Below are 19,239 nucleotides of genomic sequence, written 5' to 3'. Positions count from 1 at the left end.
TGTTATACTCTTAACTCAGCATTAACCGCAAGCAATTTGTACTGAATTACTCCACCTTAGCCTTTCTCAAAGTCTATAACTGTTTTTAATTCAATAGAATATGGTTTGTAGGGTAGCACAGCTATGCTACCAAAGCACGTATTGTAGCCAAAGGAAAACCGTTGTAATCGCAAGCCGTTACCTGATGAGAAGGGCAAGTTCGTATACATTAGTTAATATGCAACAATCGGAGGCTGGGATGGTAGAAGGGTCACAACAAAAACGGGTGGTAGTTGTAGGTGCAGGTTGGGCTGGTTTAGGAGCAACCTACCATTTGGCAAAACAAGGTTATGATGTGACGCTTCTAGAAGCAGGCCCCTATCCTGGTGGATTGGTAGCAGGTTGGCAAACAACCGCAGGAAAATCTGTTGAAGCTGGCATTCATGGCTTTTGGTATCCTTACAAAAATATTTTTTCCCTAATCAATGAATTAGGAATTAATCCTTTTACTACTTGGACTCGTTCTTCGCAATATTCGCCAGCAGGTTTGGAAGTTGAATCACCAATTTTTCAAGACTTACCACGGCTCCCCTCGCCACTGGGAACTTTTCTCTACACTCAATTTAAACGGTTGCCACTAATTGACCGTCTCAGCGCCTTACCTTTACTTTATGCTGTTGTTGATTTTGACAATTCTGATGCAGCTTGGCAGCGCTATGATTTTGTAACTGCCCGTGAATTGTTCAAACACTTTAATGTTTCTGCACGGCTTTACCGCGAGGCTTTTGAACCAATGTTATTAGTGGGCTTATTTGCCCCTGGTGAACAATGTTCAGCCGCCGCAACTTTAGGGATGCTTTACTTTTTTATTCTGGCTCATCAACCAGATTTTGATGTAGTTTGGTGTCGGGGAACTGTTGGAGAAAAAATATTTCGTCCTTGGGTGGAACGTATCGAAAAAGCTGGTGCGCGAGTATTACCCAAGCGCCGAGTTACAGATTTAATTGTTGATAGCAATCATCGAGCCAAGGGTGTGGTTTGCGGTGATGAAGTAATTGAAGCAGATGCGGTGATTTTTGCAGTTGGGATCACGGGGATGAAGAAAATTGTCTCAACTAGCCCTAGTTTACAAAGCCATGAAGAATTCCGTAATTTGAGCAATTTAGGAGCAATTGATGTTTTAGCAACGCGACTATGGTTTGATCGCAAAATTGATATTCCTCGTCCTTCTAATGCTTGCTTTGGATTCGACGCAACTACAGGTTGGACGTTTTTTGATTTGAATGCTCTACATGATGAATATCGGGATGAGCCAGGAACGGTGATTGAGGCTGATTTCTATCACGCGAATCAGTTTCTCAATTTGAGTGATGAGGAGATATTAACAATAGTTCAGCGTTATTTAGTAACTTGTATACCGACGTTTCAGGAGGCAAAGATAATTGATAGCAGTATAATTCGGCTACCTCAAGCGGTGACTCACTTTGCACCTGGTAGCTATCGTTATATGTTGCCCGCTAAGACAAGTTTTGAGAATGTGTTTATGAGTGGGGATTGGATTGTGAACCGTCATGGTTCCTGGTCACAAGAAAAGGCTTATGTTACTGGTTTGGAGGCGGCGAATTTGGTGGTGTCTTATTTAGGAGAAGGTCAGCCATCTGAGATTTTAGCTGTAGAAGAGGATGAAGTGCATATCCAAGTGGCGCGATCGCTCAACCAAACTTTCCGTGACTTAAGCAAATCTGTTCTACCAGACTTTTGGTTGCCCTAATCCGTAGGAAGCGAAGAGTTAATCAATAGTTGTAATCTAAATTCGGTAAGCTAAAGAAAGCGATCGCGATACCATCCTTATAATGTAAATTAAATCACATAAGCTTATGGAGCCAGACTCTTTACAAACTGAGGTGATTCTGACGCATCCGCGTGAGTCACTCGGTAAAGTGCAACTTGATTGGACACCCCAACCCGGAAATTATCTCGATTTTGAAGGTAAAACCTACGCAGTTTTAGAACGCCGCCATCGATACCAACTTAGAGCAGGGCGCTATCGCTTGCATAATATTGCCATTTACGTGCAGTCGGCTAAACGACCATCTGAGAAAAGTTTGGTAGCAGGGCGGTGGGTAATTGGCGATGCTACCTGCTCCTATAATGCTCATTCAGAAATCATGCGGTGTGCAGTCAACCCAGATGGCCCTTGCGAATCTTGCCGCTTTTATGAAAAGTTAGAAACCATTTGATTTTAGATTTTAGATTTTAAATTTTAGATTTTTTCTCTAATTCAAAATCTAAAATTGACAACTCCTCAACTCCCCGCACCAAAAACTTCTCCCACAGTTAAGCGGGTACCATTAACAAAATCCCATCCCGACTGGGGACGTTTACCAGCTAGCTGAACTTCTCGCAACAGCAACAAACCTTCCCCAGTCTGGACGATCGCACCAATTCCTTTGACAATGCTGACTACTTCTCCTAGTCTGTCTGATACATTTGACAAATCCGGCAATTTATGCAGTAAATCGTGTAATTCTGGTGGGAGATCGCGTAGACGCGGAGCGGCTTGTCGCCAGACATCGCTTACAGAACTAAGGGGAGCAGAAGCGGTGATTTTCAGCAGGTTGTCACGAAAGGTAGCGGTGCAGTTAGGGTAAAAGCCTCTGATTTGATTGTGTAATTGCATAGCACTTTTTGACCAATCCAAACCATAATCTTGTTTTTGAATCAGAGGTGCATAAGTAGCTTCCAAATTATCTTGGGGAATTGGTTGAATTTCCTGGCGTTCCAACTTCAACAGAGTTTCTACCAACAAATCCCCACCGATCGCAGCTAGTCTGTCGGCTACATCTTGGGCAGTATCTAATAATTTAATCGGTGTAGTGGCTATTTGTAGCATTGCCCCGGTATCCATCCCCACATCCATTAACATTGTCGTGATCCCCGTTTCCTTCTCACCGTTGTACAAGCACCACTGAATCGGCGCTGCACCACGATATTTCGGTAAAATCGAGCCATGCACATTAATGCAGCCCAATTTTGGCATATTTAGGATTTTTGACGATAATATCTGTCCATAAGCGACAACAACAAACACATCTGCATCTAATTGTTTAAGTTTGGTTAAAGTTTCGGTGTCTTTTTTCACCCGTTCGGGTTGCCATACTGGTAGGTTGTGAGCAGTAGCGATCGCTTTTGCAGGTGAGGGCGTAACTTTATTTCCGCGCTCCCGGCGTTTATCTGGTTGGGTGACAACTGCCAACACTTCAAATTCTGAATGATTCAATAACTTTTCCAACGTGGGTACAGCAAACTGCGGTGTACCAAAGAATACAATTTTCATTAATAATTAGTTGTGAATCGTTAGTGATTAATTAATGGTAAATAATATCGGCTGTTTGGTGGTACAATATTTTCGTATTGGTGAAACAAAAGGCTTCTTGATTAACTTAATAGTTAAGTTGACAAGTATCAATTGCATCTACGTTTAGTGAGCTTAATAGTTTAGTGGTGTCTCGTCACGATCCGCTAAAGCATCTACCGAGTAAATTTTGTTGTGTTCCCGATAATTTGCCCCAAATTGCCGTTAAATGCAATTGGGTTTCTAAAATACTATTGCGTCTTCTAACTATTTCTGTAGTTAAGATTGCAGTTTATAACTTTGGGTTGCTGACAGCAGTATTTTCTGAGCTATGATGTATTGTACATCTGCCTTAAGAGCTTTTCACCTAACGCCTCACGTTTACCATTATGAGGGTTTGCCCTCTTATATTAGTGTGTAACCTGGCTTATTTGTTGTGTACTAGCGATCGCTAGTACGATCCCCAATAGGCGATTTATCTCACTCTTAGTTGCCAGCGTTATTACACGCTGAATATTCGTTGACTAATACCTGTTTTTGGTGTGGTTAGGAATAGCAACTAGCAAGATTACATATTGTGTAGTAATTACTGACTTGTCAGCATATTTACTATACTCGCATATTCCTGTAAAAAACATTCACTACCGGAGTAATAAAAAGTGTAGACAATGATACTTAATTATTTTTGTAAAACTCTGCAAACTTTGCAGAAAATATATCGTCAAAGTTTTTAGTTTCTTGTTATACATATAATTACCGCCTGCCCATTGCTGCATAGGTATTGCTTCTCACATAGCAACCGCCCCTCTAGAGAGTCTACAAATGCTTAAACCCCTTTTGCTGTCAGGATGGTTCCGCGCCCAACCATTTCTCAATTACGTTGTCGTTGTAATACTTATTGCACCCTTATTAGGGGCATCGGCTCACCCATTCCCGGTAAAATCCGAAGTATCTAAACTAACTTCGATGACTGGAGATTCTGACTCTGTATCAAAGGAAATAGCCATAGTTGGGGAACCTGAGATAGCTGAAATATCAAAAACAGAGCAAACCGACTCCTTAATAGAAAAATTTGATGTACCAACACAAAGTATTGCTGTTCAGGAACCGCAAGTATTACCAGCCGATAAAATAGAGTCTTTGGCTCAGATACATAGTTCTGTGTCAAGCAGCGATTTAACTATTCCTGATTCTTTGGCAGCAGTTGAACTCGCACCATTAACTGATGTTCCTGTTAGTCAGCTTAATTTAATCCGAAAACTTAAAGCTGCTAATATCAAGTCTTTGAAAGGAGCAGAAAATTCTCTCTCTAGAGAAAATTCCTTAACTGAATCATTGACAGCAACTCAAGTAGCACCAACTCTTAGAGAATCACAACCAACCACAACAACAGAAATACCTGTTTCTGAACCACGCGATGAGTCCCAAGCAGAGCAAATAGATCCCATAGGTAGTCCTCATCCTATTCCTTGGAAATGGATTACAGCGACTCAAGAAGCTATTGGTTCCAAGGGTGGTTCGGGAGTGCGTCACTACCGCAGTGTACCTGTGGTTTCTCCAGATGGGAAATATGCAGTTTATAGCCGGGTGCAACTGGAGGTAAAACCCCAAATGTACAACAGCCGTGTAACTAGCGTGCTGTTTGTCCAAGATATGCACACCAAGAAGTTGTGGGTGATGGCTTCAACTACTCCTGTTAGCGATCCTTTATTACAGGTAAAAGCTGTAAAGGGTGCGTCGTCTGAAGAAACTGCTCCGAGTGGTAAAATTGGGGTATTAGTTCCAGTTAGCTGGTCAGAAAAAGGCGATCGCTTCTTAGCACGTAAATTTGAAGGTATATTTAATACGGGTGATTCTACAGATAGTGCAGTGATTTGGGATCGGCTAAAAAATCACGCTAATACAGTTGCTCCTGCTAATGCAAATGAAGAAGAACATGACAAAATTGCAGTATTGTTAGGTTGGAGTAAAAGGCAACCGGATCATGTATTGTTCCGTGCAGGTGAATTAGGTGAGGAAAACTGGCCATTAATGCAAGTTGCTAATGATGGTAAGACTGTACCCACAACAGACGAAGATAAGCCGATTACTTTTGGTAAAAAGGTTACAGAAATTTGGGCAGGGCCACAAGTAGCCTATCGATAATTTAGGGAAAGAAAATTTTATAATCTCCCTTTATTTCGTAAGCCGCATTTGCGTCAGTAAGGCTTAGGACAGTGACCGACTAGGTTACTCCTGAGTCTTTCCAAGCTGCTTTGTAGCCTCTAGCATCACTTTAGCAACCACAAGAAAAACTCCAGTTGGCACTGCTAGAGTAAAAAATACTTTAATAGCATCTCCCAAGCTAGATTGAGCAGGTGCAGTAGTTCCAATAAAAGTGTTTTGAGGTTTGGTGCGATCGTACCAAACCTTTACGATTTGTCCCTTGTCAAATTGAGGATCTCTGGGACACTTGTGACGCCTTGAATCTTGACAAGGACGGCGTTTTATAACGCAAGGTTCACTTTGTTCTTCATACTGCTGACCTTGAACCGTAAATCGAATCACCGGACAGCTCAGTTTTTTACCCTCTGGCTCAGACTTTGTAAAGGTAAAGGTTTCTCGACGAACTACGGTTGCAGAAGTGGATTCCCATTGAATGCGTGGTTGGGTTAGAGTTGACCAGAGTGACAATCCAGTGATTGTAATAACCATCACCCCAAATAAAGCAGCCAGCCCAATAAAAATCGCGGCAGATGCGAGCAAGGTGATACGAAAAAAGATTATTTTAAGCCGTGACATACAAGGCTAAACATAGTATCGATAATACTTTTATGTAAGTATGCCCAAATCAGATACTGTTTTATCTCAACTCATTTGACGTAGAATCACTTTTTTATAAAAACTTTTATTAATTCAAAAGTTGGGATGATTCGTCGTAATTGGCGATAATTTCACCGCATTATAAGTAAAATTATAAGACTTATTTATCATCCCTTTCCCATTCAGGTATAGCTCCTTTGACTCGGCGGATGGGCAAATTAGCAATTAAAGCTGTAGTTCGTTGGTTGCTTTCTAAGGAGAACTCCAAGCCCTCCGTCTCAATTTCGACATAGCGACAGACTACATCTAGGATTTCTTTCCGCATTTTCTCCAACGTTTGAGGGTCTAAATCAGCGCGATCGTGAGCAATCACCAATTGCAGGCGACGTTTGACTTGAGTTCGACTGCTATCAGTACCGCGAGAAAAAAGTCGTTCTAGAAGTTCAATCATTACGAATAGGTCTGGCGCGGAGACTGGAAAAGTAAGTTAAACAATCTTTGTCCTGAACAACCTTCGTATACGGGCGAAGAAGCTGTCTTGGGACGAGTCGATCTCCAGAAATTCGACACTTTCCCCTTCTAATCTACGAGCAATGTTCTCAAAGGCTGTGGCAGCTAAAGAGGGATTTTCCGCTAACACTAAGGGTTCGCCACGATTGGTAGATACAATAACACGCTCGTCGTCAGGGATTACCCCGATCAGGGGAATGGCGAGAAGTTCCTGAACATCTTGCACTGACATCATATCATTTGCCTGCACCATTGCGGGTCTGATGCGGTTAATTATTAAATGAACACGCTTGATACCTTGTGCCTCAAGTAACCCCACTACCCGGTCAGCGTCACGAACTGAGGAAATTTCTGGTGTGCTGATAACTAGCGCTTCTTTTGCTGGGCCGATCGCATTTTTAAACCCATTTTCAATACCGGCAGGACTATCGATAATCACGTACTGATATTTTTGCGCCAGTGCATTCACCAATAACTTCATCTGTTCAGGCGTGACTGCATCTTTAGAGCGATTTTGGGCTGCCGGCAAAAGTACGAGATTGGGTTGGCGCTTATCTTTCACCAAGGCTTGTTCTAAGCGGCACTCTCTGGCTAAGACTTCCACCGCAGTATAGACGATGCGGTTTTCTAGCCCTAGCAGCAAATCCAAATTTCTCAGACCAAAATCCGCATCAACCAAGGCAACTTGACGCCCCATTTTGGCTAAAGCCATGCCCAGATTTGCTGAAACTGTGGTTTTACCCACTCCTCCTTTGCCGGAGGTAATCACAATAATGCGAGTCATGATAGAAATACGGTCAATAAGGGTTCAGAAAATATAAAACAGTAAGTTGCAGTATAAAGTATGAAGTATCGTATCAAGTATGAAGAAATATCTGGTCTCCCTCATCAGGGCGATGCATAAATATTTGCTTTATTTCATCTTTATCTACTTCATCCTTTAAGTAAATATTTATGGCTCTTGATTGCTCTTGGTAAATTGGTTTCTGGAAAAATCAGTAGCCCTAGCGATACGAATTCCTTGGGGCGTAATATGTGCCACCTCTGGAGAAAACTGCATTGGCGATTTTTCTGGTGCCCTAGCTACAGCATCTGCGATCCGTAGTTGGGTTGGTTCCATTTGCAAAGCCATAATCAGACACTCACGATTGCCTCCAGCACCAGCATGAGCGATTCCACGTAGGCGACCCCAGATGATAATATCTCCATCTGCAATTACAATACCACCTGGATTTACATCTCCCAAGATAATTACTGTACCAGGATGACGAATTTCTACTCCAGAACGGACTGTTATTTCTAAATAAAGGGCATCTTCTTGAGGTATGGCTGTGGCTTTGGGCTCGGAATTCAAAGAAGTTACGGGCTGTAGTTGTTCTACAGAATACCCAGATGTGACGGCTGCGATCGCAGTTTGCCGACGACTAGTTGAGACTGATATTAGCCGCAGTTGCACTTCACTCAAAGCCTCGGCGAGTTCTTGGAGTTGTCTGGCATCTACTAGGCGATCTTGTGCCATAAGATGCACAGGTGTATTAGATATACGGAAGCGATCGCCTGCATTCAAACGTTGCCTTATTTGTTGCCAAATATCAGACCAACTCAGTTCTGAGGCAGATACTTGAGATTCCGGAGGCAGAATTAATGAAAGCCGTCCCTCCTTACTTTTTAACTGGACTTGACTATTCTCATTTACGCGATACCCTGATATTGCTGACTCATTAGGATTTAAATCAGTAAGAATAAAATCTGATGTCGGCTCAGTATTTGAATCTACATCTGGGTTAGCAGGATTTGACTCTACATCTTCAAGGACAGTATTTGATTTTAGATAAAGGAGGATGGATTTTAACTCCGCATCAGGGGGGATAGGATCTGACTCTACATCAGAAACAGTAGGATTTACCTCTACCTCAGAAAGGATAGAGTTTGCTTCTGCATTAGGAAGTGCAGAATTTGACTTTAGATCGGGAACAGCAGAATCAGAAGTCATGAAGTACTAGCCAAAAGACAAAGAATACACAGATTTTGGATTTTAAATTTTGGATTTGTATTACCCACGAGGGCTAAAAGCGCGTAGCAAGAAGTTAGTCTGGCATGAAGCAAAAGATTATTTAATTTCAAATCTCAAATCTCAAATTGGCACGGTCAACCTCTGATAAACTGTCCCCAAGGCATCAGCATCACCAACATTACCTGGAAACAGCACCACAGGTAAATCAGGAAACTGGGGATGATCGGATGGCGTTAACACCATTGAACAACCAGCTAAAATTTGACCGAGTAAACGGGCTGAAGTTAAAGCTAGTCCAGTACTCAAGACATCATTAGAAGTAATGCCACCCTTGCTGATTAAGAATCCTATATCAGATGGTAAACCGCGCACAATATCCATCAATAAACCTGAAACTTTTTCCCCAAACTCCAATCGTGTTTTGACATCTTTAAAATTCAGTTCCTGACGGCTAGTATAAACCACTGGTGTTTTGCCAACTTCGTGTGCCGCCCGTGTACTTTCTTGGATTTCAGTTAGCAATGCCGCAGATTGATTTGCATCATCAAGTAATCGCGCTACATTCACTTCAATTCCCACTGTTCCTTCTACTTGCAATAGCGCCTCTAATTGCTGGGTAGTCTTTTTCACATGGGAACCAACAATCACCACACCTGGTTTGCCTTGCCGCACGTACTGCGCCATATTTTCGGCAGCAATGGGTTGGGGTGGTAAAGCAGCTAAAGCTGTTAAAATACTTGCTGCACTGCGAAATAGAAATCGTTTCCCTTGACTTGCTGCTGCTAATATGTCTACTGCAAAGCGGTTGAGATCATCTTGAGTTTCACCATCTACAACAGCGCACTTATTACCACTCAGTTGTAGCAAGCTCTCCAAACTACCAGCGCGAATATCAGCTAGGAGAAACCTTTCTACAGCTTCGGCACTAATTTGTCCTTGAGTCTTTTCTTCGACATACTTGGGTAAGTAACTGTGATGGTAGCTGAAGACTGAATCATGGGCAAATTCAGTTTCATGCACTGGGGTGGGTACATCGCCGATAATTAAGTAATGAACGCTGTCACGAGTGATGCGTCCCCCCTCAAAAAAAGCTGGTACGAGAAAATGAGCATCAAAAGGGCCGAGTTCTTGTGCGATCGCATCAGTTTCAATGGGATAATGTCCTCGCAAAGTAGAATCAGAACGGCTGACAATCAAAAAATCGTCAATTCCTTCAGCATTCAAAGCGATTTTCAGGTTATGGCAAACTTCTTTAGTGACAGATGCAGCTGACTCTGGCGTTAGCGATCTAGTATTAGTCAGCACAAAGAAAATCGGCGAATCATCCTGCAACCCGATGCGTAAAGTGTCCACATCCCAGTGCATTAGCAGCAAGCAGCTGTGGACTGTTTGAGAACCAGTAGGGTCATCATCCAGGACAATTATTTTTGGTTTGTTGCTCATTTAGGTCAACGGGGCGATTGTTTTTTAAAAAAGTCATCAGCAAAGAAAAACTCTACTCAGCCTTTGTGCAATTTTCTGATTTCTGCTTGCACATCGATCGCAATTTGCAATGATTGATTTAGCAGTTGAGCATATTCGCCTGCTTGACTACTAACTTGTAAAGCTTGCAGACTGGCTAAATTATTCACAAATAACTCTTGGTTATTAGCAAGCAATTTTTTATTATCCCGCAAAATTCGTTCCGTTTTCAGAGCGCGGACTAAATCTTCTCTAATTAGTTGCAGGGCCGCGATTACTTGATCTCGGTCATGGAAACTGCTTTCTACGTTTCCTGATGCTGCTAATTGGTCATTAATATCGATGGCGCTAACCAGGTCATGATATTTATCAACTTCGTCTAAAAGTATTGTCAGTCCTTCAGGACAGGTCAACTGCCGCCACAGCCATCGCCCCACTAATATTGGCATTGGCACTAAAATGAGTAAAAGAATTCCTAGTCGAATTGAAGAACCAATTGTTGGCAGAATAATAAATGCGTAAACAAAACCAACAATTATTGGCGTTAGCGCCAGCGTCACCAGCATTTCATTGATAAAAAACCCTAATCGCTTCTTGCTATCTCGCAAAACCGAGGGGCGAAAAACGTCTTCTGGATCGAACCCAGTCAAACGTCTCAGTTCCCCCTTACTAATTTCCAAGCCTATTAAGTCCGGCTGCACGGCTGGATAACTCCTATGGAAGCCCAAGTTGCGTATTTATTTTAATCGGGTTTGGTAGATAAGCAATGGATGGTTACGTATAGTTATGATAAAAAGCAGACTGTAGAACACAATTAGATCAAGCTAAAAAGCATTTGTACTTATTTTTTCCTCTATTTTGGATACAATACAGTACTTATGTAGGCGATCGCGTTTAAGCGGACATCAAGTTGAGCTTTGCCGTTGGGTGGGCGTGGTATCTCTTGAACAAATGACAAATGACAAATGACTAATGACTAGGAAACCAGTTTTCATCTAAAATTTGTTCTAAAGAGCCAAGAATTGCAACAGGGAATGTATCAATGGGAAGTTGAGAGCGATCGCTTGCTTCTTTCCTTGCATCTTGATAACATTCATCAAATATTTCTAAAATGTAAGGTTTTAAGCTAGGGCTGTCTTTAAGAGTTTTTTTAATCTCTCTACGAAAAGTCCTGATTTCTCCTTTCCAATGTCCTTGATTACGTTCTCTTTCTTCATCCCAATACTGGAGTTTTAGTAGATGTTGAAGAAGCTTAATTAATAAACTTTCAATTGCTCGCTTCTGGCTCCTACCCATAGTTTCTAATTCTTCTAACAAATTATCTAAATCAACAGCAGAAAACTGTCCAGCACGAAGTTGATTGATAGTTGTCCTCAGCCACAGGTAATAATCTTGGTCGTATAAGGTTTGAGTTGCTGGTTTTCTTTGTATCACCATACACTTTTTCAACTCCTATTATTTTTATTAGAAAGTTTGTGTTTTATACACCAATTATGCTTCAGGTTTTGAATACTCAGAATTGCCTCTAATCTCTCACCAAAATAAAAATACTCTCTTTAACACCATCATAATAAAGAAAGTTGAGTTATTGGTTGATTAATTATATAAGGGACTGGTTTATTAATTTTTCTAACCTTACCTTCATTCACAGCCCTATTTAACCAATCCTGCATTTGAGATAGTCTGACATCCAGACATTCCGCCAGAGCTTTTGCATCTTTTGGTTGCTATAAATAATTAAGAATAAAGGGATAAACTAGACTTTTACACCAAGCAGTGCGTTGGACAACAAGTAAACGCGATCGCTCCTGAAGTAATTCTTCAATAGCTTCCCACTGTCCAGGGCGAAAGTCATCTGTGGAGTTATCAAACGCTTGACGCAGAAGCAATAATCACTGTTGGGAGAGGTTAGTTTACATAAGTACCAAGTATTTATTTGTCTTGTTTGTCGTAACATAAAATACAAGCACAAATTAGTTATGTTCAGGATTTCTACCACTTCTTTGTAAGGCTGCACCAAATAAATGTGTGGGAATTTTCAACTGACATTCAAGGTTTGGGTCATAGCCTTAGGCTGCTAACGCTATATACTCAGTATCCATCATTCTGAGGTTATGAGTTTCAGTTAAGGTGCAATACCGCAAATATTCCTTAAGTCTAAACTAAAGCTTACTGAAAGAATGAGGTTTTAATTTAACAAGTCGTTGAGAATATACAAGATGTAACAATACACTTTTCCAAAGTGTTTGTATAAACATTTAGCCATCTTTGCACGTAATTAGTGCATAAAAATTACGAAATTGTTCCTTCATCAGGGAGTAGAAAAATGACCGCTACAAATGGTAAACGCAAAATTCGCTACGCTGTCGTTGGTTTAGGTTGGTTTGCCCAAGAAGCTGCCTTACCTTCGTTTGCCAACACCGAAAACTCAGAATTAGTGGCACTAGTTTCAGATGACCCCACTAAAAACGAAGAACTGAGCAAAAAGTATGGTATAGATCATACTTACTCTTACGAAGAATATGAGGACTGTTTGGCAAGTGGCGAGATTGATGCAGTTTATATTGCGCTGCCGAATCACTTGCATTGTGACTATACTGTGCGGGCTGCTAATCAGGCAATTCATGTATTATGTGAAAAGCCAATGGCAGTAACAGAAAAAGATTGTGAGGCAATGATTCAAGCTGCCAATGACAATAATGTGAAGCTGATGATTGCCTACCGTTTACATTTAGAAAAAGCCAATTTACAAGCAGTTGAAATTTTGCGTTCAAAGCAAATTGGTGAACCACGAATTTTCAACTCGGTTTTTACTCAGCAAGTAGAAGGAGGCAATATTCGTTTACGAAATATTACAGGTGGTGGGACGCTCTATGATATTGGCATCTACTGCATTAATGCTGCACGTTACCTATTTCAAGATGAACCAACTGAAGTATTTGCTGTAGCTGCCAATAACGGAGAACAACGCTTCAGCGAAGTAGAAGAAATGGCTAGTGTCATCTTACGTTTCCCGAATGAGCGATTGGCAACATTTACCTCTAGCTTTGGAGGGGCAAGTGTTTCAACCTATCAGATTATAGGTACTCAAGGCGATTTACGAGTACATCCTGCATATCCTTGGCAGGGAGAAATCAAGCATTACCTGACAATTAATGGTGAAACCCAAGAGCGTACCTTTGAGGATCACGATCAACTAGCGGCTGAATTTACTTACTTCTCTGATTGTATTCTCGAAGATAAAGACCCAGAGCCATCTGGGACAGAAGGCTTGATTGACGTTTCGATCATTCAAGCGCTTTACCAGTCAATTGAGATGCGTCAACCTGTGCAGATCCAAACTAGCGATCGCCATCAACGCCCCACATCGGATCAAACTATTGAGCGTCCTCCTAGTGACGAGAAGCCAGATTTGATTCATGCTGCTGCACCTTCTGGACAATGATTACTAATACTAATTATTTGTGAAGTTGCACAAAATTAAGCTTGGTTAGATAAAGAATGTACTGAGTGGATGATTGTCAGAGAACAGACACTTAGTACTAGTCATTTTGTAGCGATCGCTTAATAAAAATACTCGCTATTAATAATATATAAGGGCACAATATTATATTGTTGTGCCCCTACATATTTATTCAATTAAAAACCTGCTGTGTATGCCTAAATCTTAAGGATAAAGACCTCTGTCAGTCAGCGCTTGAGCCACTCTACCTACCCCTATAGTGTAAGCAGCTAATCGCAGAGGAATTTGCCGTACCTCCGACTGCTGAATCACCCGATGGTAAGCTTGTACCATCAAATGCTCCATTTCGCGGTTAACGCGCTCCTCATCCCAAAATACGTAGGAAAGACCCTGCACCCACTCTAAATAGCTGACTACCACACCGCCAGCATTCGCCAATATATCGGGTAGCACTGTCACACCCCGCGCCTCTAACGCCAAGTTAGCCTCAAGGGTAATCGGCCCATTAGCCGCTTCTGCAACAATTCGCGCTTGCACTTGATTCACATTTTCTTCAGTGATTTGGTTTTCTAAAGCTGCTGGTATTAAAACATCGCAGGGCAAAGTTAATAAATCTGCATTGCTAATTGGTACAGATTGCGGGAAACCTACAATACTCTTGCGATTTTCAGCAGCATAGACTTTCAACCTGGGAATATCAAGACCGACTTCGGAAAATATTCCTCCAGCACCCGTTGAAACAGCAATAACTTTCGCGCCTGCTTGATGTAATAATTCTGCTGCGGCACTACCAACGTTACCGAAACCCTGAATAGCTACTCTCACTCCTGCTAAAGATTTACCTTGCTGTGCCAGCGCCTCACGGACAATAATCATCACGCCACGTCCGGTTGCCATTTCCCGTCCTAGCGAACCACCAATAGAAACTGGTTTCCCAGTTACAACCCCTGGTACAGCATGACCAACATTCACAGAGTAAGTGTCCATCATCCAAGCCATCTCACGGGACGAAGTACCCACATCTGGGGCAGGAATATCTACAGCAGGCCCAATATCTTTAATCAACTCGCTGATATAACGGCGGGTGATTCGCTCTAATTCGCCAACACTGTAGCGTTTTGGATCTATGGGAATGCCACCCTTCCCACCACCGTAAGGAATACCTAACAAAGCACATTTCCAGGTCATCAGCATTGCTAGAGCGGATACTTCCCGTAATGTCACAGCCGGATGGTAACGGGTTCCGCCCTTATAGGGGCCTAAAACATCGGAGTGCTGCACCCGGTGTCCAGCAAGAACCTGTATTTCCCCATTATCTAATTTCACGGGGATCGAAACCGTCACAACCTTACGCGGGTGGCTAAGAATTTCCAGCAAACCCTGATTTAAATTTAATTCTTTAGCTGCCGCTTCTAAGTAGCTACAGGCTTGATCAAATGGGCATATATGCGCTGGAGAAGCAGGTTCTGGCAGCAACAGGGATTTTGAAATCATAAAATTTTCTCCTAATCACGGTATCTTTACGAACCGGATATCATCTGTATTTAGCTTATCCTTTTTTTTCGGAAAATAGGAATTTTGTAGTTTTTGTTACAGTTTTATATTTTATATCCTGGTATAGCTGCAAAAACAGGGTGTTTATACATCAGAAACAAATGCTTAACTAAAACTTATATAAGCTGTTACGTTTACAACTTGCATTATCAGGGCGGGCAAGATGCCCACCCCACAATCATATTGAAAAAATATTAGTGCAAATTAAAGGCGCAAGAGCTTATGATGTCGGTCAGATAGTTAAACTGACAAGTTTCTACTTTGCTAGTGCGATCGCTGCATTCTGTCCCCCAAAGCCAAAACTGCAACATAGCACTTGCCTAATTTTACTTAAACGTGCAGATGTAACGATATCCAAATTAAATTCTGGCTGCTGCAATCCTACACAAGGTGGTAAAATTTGATGCTTTAATGCCATGAGAGAAAAAGCTACACCTAAAGCTCCAGATGCTCCTAATGTGTGGCCCGAGCTTCCCTTGGTGGAACTAACTGCCACCCCTTGGGGAAACAAACGCTGGATTACCATGCTCTCCATTTGGTCATTTAGCTGGGTAGCTGTGCCATGAGCATGAATGTAATCAATATCGGCTGGTGAGAGACAGCTACGTTCTAGACATTGTTTGATGGCAGCGATCGCACTTTTCCCTTCAGGTTCTGGTGAATTACCATGATATGCGTCGTTAGTTAAGCCAAAACCGAGAATTTCACCATACACTTTTGCTTGACGCTGCTTTGCTAACTCTGCTGATTCCAAGACAAACACAGCTGCGCCTTCGCCCAACACTAAGCCTTCCCGGTGCAAATCAAAGGGATAAGCCCCAGTTTTCGCCAAAGCACCCATCTGCTGAAACCCAGCCAAAGTTAGGGGTGTAATCGGCGCTTCCACTGCGCCAGCGATCACTTGTTGACATTGCCCAGTTTGGATAAGCAAAGCTGCTTGAGCGATCGCCCAAATTCCAGTTGCACAAGCTGCCATCGGTGCCAAAACTATACCTGATGCACCGATTTGTCTTGCAGCTGCGATCGCATTCATGTGAGGTAATATATCTAACCAATTTTCAAAATCAGAAACGGGCAAATTTTCCGCATCTTTATACATTTGCCGCGCCAGCCTCTCCCAAGATGCTTGATAAGAGCGACTCGATCCAATGACTACAGCACAATCAGCTGCATGTGGAACTAACCCAGAATCTTGCAAAGCAGAAGCAACAACCATCTGAGTCAACATTGTTAACTCAGATGGTTGTTGACTAATCAAACCTAGAGGAAGTGGTGAAAGTTCTGGAAATGGTTGATGTAATCGAATTCCAGATTTACCTGCGATCAAATTTTGCCAACTATCCTCTAAGCTTCCGCCCAAGGCGGAAATTAAACCAATACCAGTGACAAGAACTTTCACTAAATTTAGGAGTTAGGAGTTAAAAGTTAGGAGTTTGTAGTTATTCTCCCCCTGCTTCCTCTGCCTCCCCTGCTCCCCCTGCCCTCTTCCTCCTACTGTCCGGGTATTTTCAGATTTTCAGCACCTTGTGTGACTTTAGCGGAGTCAATGCGATCGCCTTGCTGAATTTTGTTCACTACATCAAAGCCTTGAGTGACATTGCCAAACACGGCATAGTTACCATCCAAGAATGCCAAATCTGCTAAAGCAATGTAAAACTGAGCAGAAGCCGAGTCTGGTGCTTGCGATCGCGCCATCGCTACTGCACCCTGTTTATGGGGTAATACTACGGCTTGAGCAGTAGCATCAAAGGGTTTATTGTAAATCGGAGTATCTGAACCTTTCGCCTTAACTTCTAAAGGTATATAACGAGCATTTCCCGTTTTTGGGTCAATATAGCTACCAGTTCCTAATCTGTCTGCTGAAACTTTTGGGTCTTTGCTTTGAGGATCGCCCCCCTGAACTACAAAGGGTTGGGGTTCGCGTACAACTCGATGGAAAACTAAACCATCGTAGACACCCTTCTGCACTAAATCTACGAAGTTGCCAGCTGTAATGGGGGCATCAGTGCCGTCTACTTCGATAGTAATCGGTGAGCCTTTAACCGTTAGCACCACAGTAGCCTTGCCTTCGAGGCGTGGTAAATCTGCCAGTCCAGGAATATCACTATTAGTTTGAGATACAGATGTTGCTTCAGTAGTTGTCTTGGTGCTTGCCTCGTTTGTGGTCGAGGTAGCTGTCGAGATTGGAGAAGATGTATTAGAAGCGACTTGCTGTGTTGAACATCCTCCCAACATCAAAGCACTGATAATCACAAGAGAAAACAAAAATTGTGAAATTTTTAAACGCATTGCCAGTTACTGGTTTAATGGATCGCGGAAGTTCCCACCCTCAACCTACTCGTAGGGTGGGCATAGGGAGCGGGGGATGAGGATTGCATCTGGTATTGATTTTTTGCATCAGCAATAAATTTATACCAGATGGATGACGAATACCCAAGATTTTCTGGTAAGATATTCGTCTTGACCACCAATGCCGTAAGCGAAAACCAAGCTATATAGGTAAGTGTCGCATCGCCCTTGGCGTCTCCCCTTGGGAGAAGGGAAAGATTTGGGTCTTGGGAACCAAGATTCCTGCCCTTGGAGGGAATGTAAGACCAAAAAAAACTATTTGCGTTTTTTGAGGCTGTTCCCGATGAGTTGGGAAGCTCAGACTCCAGCCGCAGGCAAGTCTGAGTAGTTCACCCAGAGTATCTTATCGTTAATCATTGGTCATTGGTCTTGAGTTCTTCTCTTCCAATGCCCAATGCTCCATACCCAATTAATTAAAGTCCTTCTAGTGACACTCCCAAAAAGCGTGCTAATTTTGCGCCTTCTGTTTCCAACTCTGTTAAAGATAACGGTTGTCCAATCCGTGTCAAGGGTATATCTCGCCGGCCCTTAATGCGAAGATAGAGGGCGCGAAGGGGATTAAGGCCTTCTTTGACGGTTATTCGCACGGACTGCACATCTTGTATGCGGCCGTCAATCTCAATCCGGCGGTTTTTGCCAGGAAATCCCCAACGGAATATTTTGATTGTGCCAGTTTCCTGATTAAATTCGTTGTAACCGCCTCCTACGTCCCATAAAATCACTAGCCACAGGTATGTAGCTAATAGCAAGCCAGCAGTACCATATAGCCCCATTACCAATCCTTGGGGGACGAATACCAGTTGAGTTGGATCGGAAACTATGAGTAAATTAATTTTTAAATAACTGGATATCCCAGCCAATAAAAAGCCGCTTGCTCCCAAGGTAACGATAGTTGCCCAGCAGTAATTACTGAACCGACGAGAACCGAGAACATTTTGATGCAGGAGGCGATCGCCTTTGTTAATCGTTGTTGATGCCGTCATTGAACTACCATTGCCCCGTGAGATACTCGCTGTCACATACTTGCACACTTAATGCTTTTGCATAGAGTGTGTGCTTCTATACCAATCAGCTATTGCTTAGGAGGCATTGAAGCTCTGTCTTAAGTCCACGGTATACTTTACCGTAGACGATGAATTTTTTACTCTGTACCCTACAAATTTTACTGTCCCGGATGATGCCTTACTTGGACTAAGGGACAAACCACACAGGCTATTTGTATTAGCCAAGATGTGCCAACTTCCTTTTTCCTTGTCCAACGTTTCACATAGTTTTCCAGAGGTGTATCAACGACTGTGGCGGCGAAGTAACCATCCACATTTTACCAAACATTGTTGACAAAAACTCAACCGCCCCCTTCCCTGTTCCTGCTACTTGTATAATTTGTTAGGGCGCTAAGTCTTAAATTTCTACACTCAGTGGCTGATAAAAATTCTTTTTCCCCAAATACGGTTCGGATAAGCAGAGGAGGCAGGCAAGGCTCTTGAGCAAAGAGGGTTATTGTTCAGTAATTCTTTTCTCCCCCTGCTCCCTCTGCTTCCCCTGCCCCTCTGTCCTCTTTCTCCCCTGCTCCCTGCCTGTTTTTCACCTTTTGGGAATGAGTTCCCTATCTACGTCGAGGTAGACTAAATTTTTTTACATTTCTGAGAAAAGTTGTGTCAAATTGTAAAATTTCTGATATTCATATTATTTATAAGGTTTGTGTTTCATGACTGATTTGCTTCTGTGTATCAGGCAAAAACCCTGAGTAGT

18 protein-coding genes are annotated in these 19,239 nt (G+C 42.4%); 4 read left to right on the top strand and 14 right to left on the bottom strand.

What is annotated here, in order from left to right; genetic code table 11:
- Positions 1-238: 238 nt before the first annotated feature.
- Both VE944_RS18355 and VE944_RS18350 read left to right on the top strand, forming a co-directional pair.
- Positions 239-1,750, top strand: a complete 1,512-nt coding sequence (locus VE944_RS18355) for a hydroxysqualene dehydroxylase (protein ID WP_324979888.1) — start codon at positions 239-241, stop codon at positions 1,748-1,750.
- Between the two features lie 106 nt (positions 1,751-1,856).
- The gene (locus tag VE944_RS18350; protein WP_324979861.1) at positions 1,857-2,219 is read left to right on the top strand and encodes a DUF6464 family protein; all 363 of its coding nucleotides are present in this window, start codon (positions 1,857-1,859) and stop codon (positions 2,217-2,219) included.
- Between the two features lie 65 nt (positions 2,220-2,284).
- On the opposite strand, the gene fmt is transcribed toward VE944_RS18350, so the two are convergent.
- Positions 2,285-3,316, bottom strand: coding sequence for a methionyl-tRNA formyltransferase (fmt, locus tag VE944_RS18345; protein ID WP_324979859.1), 1,032 nt, complete (start codon positions 3,314-3,316; stop codon positions 2,285-2,287).
- Positions 3,317-4,156: 840 nt separating this feature from the next.
- Here fmt and VE944_RS18340 point away from each other — a divergent pair.
- Entirely contained in the window at positions 4,157-5,479 is a 1,323-nt protein-coding gene (locus tag VE944_RS18340; RefSeq protein WP_324979856.1) for a hypothetical protein, read from the top strand.
- Positions 5,480-5,563: 84 nt separating this feature from the next.
- Here VE944_RS18340 and VE944_RS18335 read toward each other — a convergent pair whose 3' ends face one another.
- The 8 genes from VE944_RS18335 to VE944_RS18300 all read right to left on the bottom strand — a co-directional run bounded on the left by VE944_RS18335 (position 5,564) and on the right by VE944_RS18300 (position 12,010).
- Positions 5,564-6,115: a DUF3592 domain-containing protein gene (locus tag VE944_RS18335; protein WP_324979853.1), complete on the bottom strand. Its 552-nt coding sequence runs from the start codon at positions 6,113-6,115 to the stop codon at positions 5,564-5,566.
- Positions 6,116-6,296: 181 nt separating this feature from the next.
- On the bottom strand, positions 6,297-6,587 hold the full coding sequence (gene minE / locus VE944_RS18330) for a cell division topological specificity factor MinE (RefSeq protein WP_324979849.1): 291 nt from the start codon (positions 6,585-6,587) through the stop codon (positions 6,297-6,299).
- Between the two features lie 36 nt (positions 6,588-6,623).
- Positions 6,624-7,430, bottom strand: a complete 807-nt coding sequence (gene minD, locus VE944_RS18325; protein WP_229556863.1) for a septum site-determining protein MinD — start codon at positions 7,428-7,430, stop codon at positions 6,624-6,626.
- A 168-nt stretch (positions 7,431-7,598) separates the two neighbouring features.
- Entirely contained in the window at positions 7,599-8,639 is a 1,041-nt protein-coding gene (gene minC, locus VE944_RS18320) for a septum site-determining protein MinC (protein WP_324979844.1), read from the bottom strand.
- 141 nt (positions 8,640-8,780) lie between these two features.
- The gene (locus tag VE944_RS18315; protein WP_324979841.1) at positions 8,781-10,103 is read right to left on the bottom strand and encodes a four-carbon acid sugar kinase family protein; all 1,323 of its coding nucleotides are present in this window, start codon (positions 10,101-10,103) and stop codon (positions 8,781-8,783) included.
- A 56-nt stretch (positions 10,104-10,159) separates the two neighbouring features.
- Entirely contained in the window at positions 10,160-10,822 is a 663-nt protein-coding gene (locus tag VE944_RS18310) for a hypothetical protein (RefSeq protein ID WP_229556860.1), read from the bottom strand.
- 268 nt (positions 10,823-11,090) lie between these two features.
- The gene (locus VE944_RS18305) at positions 11,091-11,558 is read right to left on the bottom strand and encodes a DUF29 domain-containing protein (RefSeq protein ID WP_324979838.1); all 468 of its coding nucleotides are present in this window, start codon (positions 11,556-11,558) and stop codon (positions 11,091-11,093) included.
- A 290-nt stretch (positions 11,559-11,848) separates the two neighbouring features.
- A complete protein-coding gene (locus VE944_RS18300) occupies positions 11,849-12,010 on the bottom strand; it encodes a DEAD/DEAH box helicase family protein (RefSeq protein ID WP_324979835.1) in 162 nt (53 codons plus the stop codon).
- Between the two features lie 437 nt (positions 12,011-12,447).
- Between VE944_RS18300 and VE944_RS18295 the strand changes: the two genes are divergently transcribed.
- Positions 12,448-13,566 carry a Gfo/Idh/MocA family protein gene (locus tag VE944_RS18295; RefSeq protein ID WP_324979832.1) on the top strand — a complete coding sequence of 373 codons (1,119 nt, stop codon included), beginning with the start codon at positions 12,448-12,450 and terminating at the stop codon, positions 13,564-13,566.
- 222 nt (positions 13,567-13,788) lie between these two features.
- On the opposite strand, the gene VE944_RS18290 is transcribed toward VE944_RS18295, so the two are convergent.
- The 5 genes from VE944_RS18290 to VE944_RS18270 form a co-directional block, all read right to left on the bottom strand.
- Entirely contained in the window at positions 13,789-15,078 is a 1,290-nt protein-coding gene (locus VE944_RS18290) for a Glu/Leu/Phe/Val family dehydrogenase (RefSeq protein WP_324979829.1), read from the bottom strand.
- 316 nt (positions 15,079-15,394) lie between these two features.
- Positions 15,395-16,537, bottom strand: a complete 1,143-nt coding sequence (locus tag VE944_RS18285) for a beta-ketoacyl-ACP synthase (RefSeq protein WP_324979826.1) — start codon at positions 16,535-16,537, stop codon at positions 15,395-15,397.
- A 92-nt stretch (positions 16,538-16,629) separates the two neighbouring features.
- A complete protein-coding gene (locus tag VE944_RS18280; protein WP_324979823.1) occupies positions 16,630-17,427 on the bottom strand; it encodes a peptidylprolyl isomerase in 798 nt (265 codons plus the stop codon).
- Positions 17,428-17,900: 473 nt separating this feature from the next.
- On the bottom strand, positions 17,901-18,470 hold the full coding sequence (locus tag VE944_RS18275; RefSeq protein WP_324979885.1) for a photosystem I assembly protein Ycf4: 570 nt from the start codon (positions 18,468-18,470) through the stop codon (positions 17,901-17,903).
- A gap of 179 nt (positions 18,471-18,649) precedes the next feature.
- Positions 18,650-18,805, bottom strand: coding sequence for a hypothetical protein (locus VE944_RS18270; RefSeq protein WP_324979820.1), 156 nt, complete (start codon positions 18,803-18,805; stop codon positions 18,650-18,652).
- Positions 18,806-19,239: the final 434 nt, after the last annotated feature.

Origin of the sequence: Nostoc sp., from assembly GCF_035638895.1 — a bacterium.
GTDB lineage: Bacteria > Cyanobacteriota > Cyanobacteriia > Cyanobacteriales > Nostocaceae > Nostoc.
This window is presented reverse-complemented; position numbering and strand designations above follow the sequence as displayed.

Bases quoted from the DNA above. Each gene is read 5' to 3' on its own strand.
- VE944_RS18355 (WP_324979888.1), top strand. From the start codon at position 239: ATGGTAGAAGGGTCACAACAAAAACGGGTGGTAGTTGTAGGTGCAGGT.
- VE944_RS18350 (WP_324979861.1), top strand. From the start codon at position 1,857: ATGGAGCCAGACTCTTTACAAACTGAGGTGATTCTGACGCATCCGCGT.
- fmt (WP_324979859.1), bottom strand. From the start codon at position 3,316: ATGAAAATTGTATTCTTTGGTACACCGCAGTTTGCTGTACCCACGTTG.
- VE944_RS18340 (WP_324979856.1), top strand. From the start codon at position 4,157: ATGCTTAAACCCCTTTTGCTGTCAGGATGGTTCCGCGCCCAACCATTT.
- VE944_RS18335 (WP_324979853.1), bottom strand. From the start codon at position 6,115: ATGTCACGGCTTAAAATAATCTTTTTTCGTATCACCTTGCTCGCATCT.
- minE (WP_324979849.1), bottom strand. From the start codon at position 6,587: ATGATTGAACTTCTAGAACGACTTTTTTCTCGCGGTACTGATAGCAGT.
- minD (WP_229556863.1), bottom strand. From the start codon at position 7,430: ATGACTCGCATTATTGTGATTACCTCCGGCAAAGGAGGAGTGGGTAAA.
- minC (WP_324979844.1), bottom strand. From the start codon at position 8,639: ATGACTTCTGATTCTGCTGTTCCCGATCTAAAGTCAAATTCTGCACTT.
- VE944_RS18315 (WP_324979841.1), bottom strand. From the start codon at position 10,103: ATGAGCAACAAACCAAAAATAATTGTCCTGGATGATGACCCTACTGGT.
- VE944_RS18305 (WP_324979838.1), bottom strand. From the start codon at position 11,558: ATGGTGATACAAAGAAAACCAGCAACTCAAACCTTATACGACCAAGAT.
- VE944_RS18295 (WP_324979832.1), top strand. From the start codon at position 12,448: ATGACCGCTACAAATGGTAAACGCAAAATTCGCTACGCTGTCGTTGGT.
- VE944_RS18290 (WP_324979829.1), bottom strand. From the start codon at position 15,078: ATGATTTCAAAATCCCTGTTGCTGCCAGAACCTGCTTCTCCAGCGCAT.
- VE944_RS18280 (WP_324979823.1), bottom strand. From the start codon at position 17,427: ATGCGTTTAAAAATTTCACAATTTTTGTTTTCTCTTGTGATTATCAGT.
- VE944_RS18275 (WP_324979885.1), bottom strand. From the start codon at position 18,470: ATGACGGCATCAACAACGATTAACAAAGGCGATCGCCTCCTGCATCAA.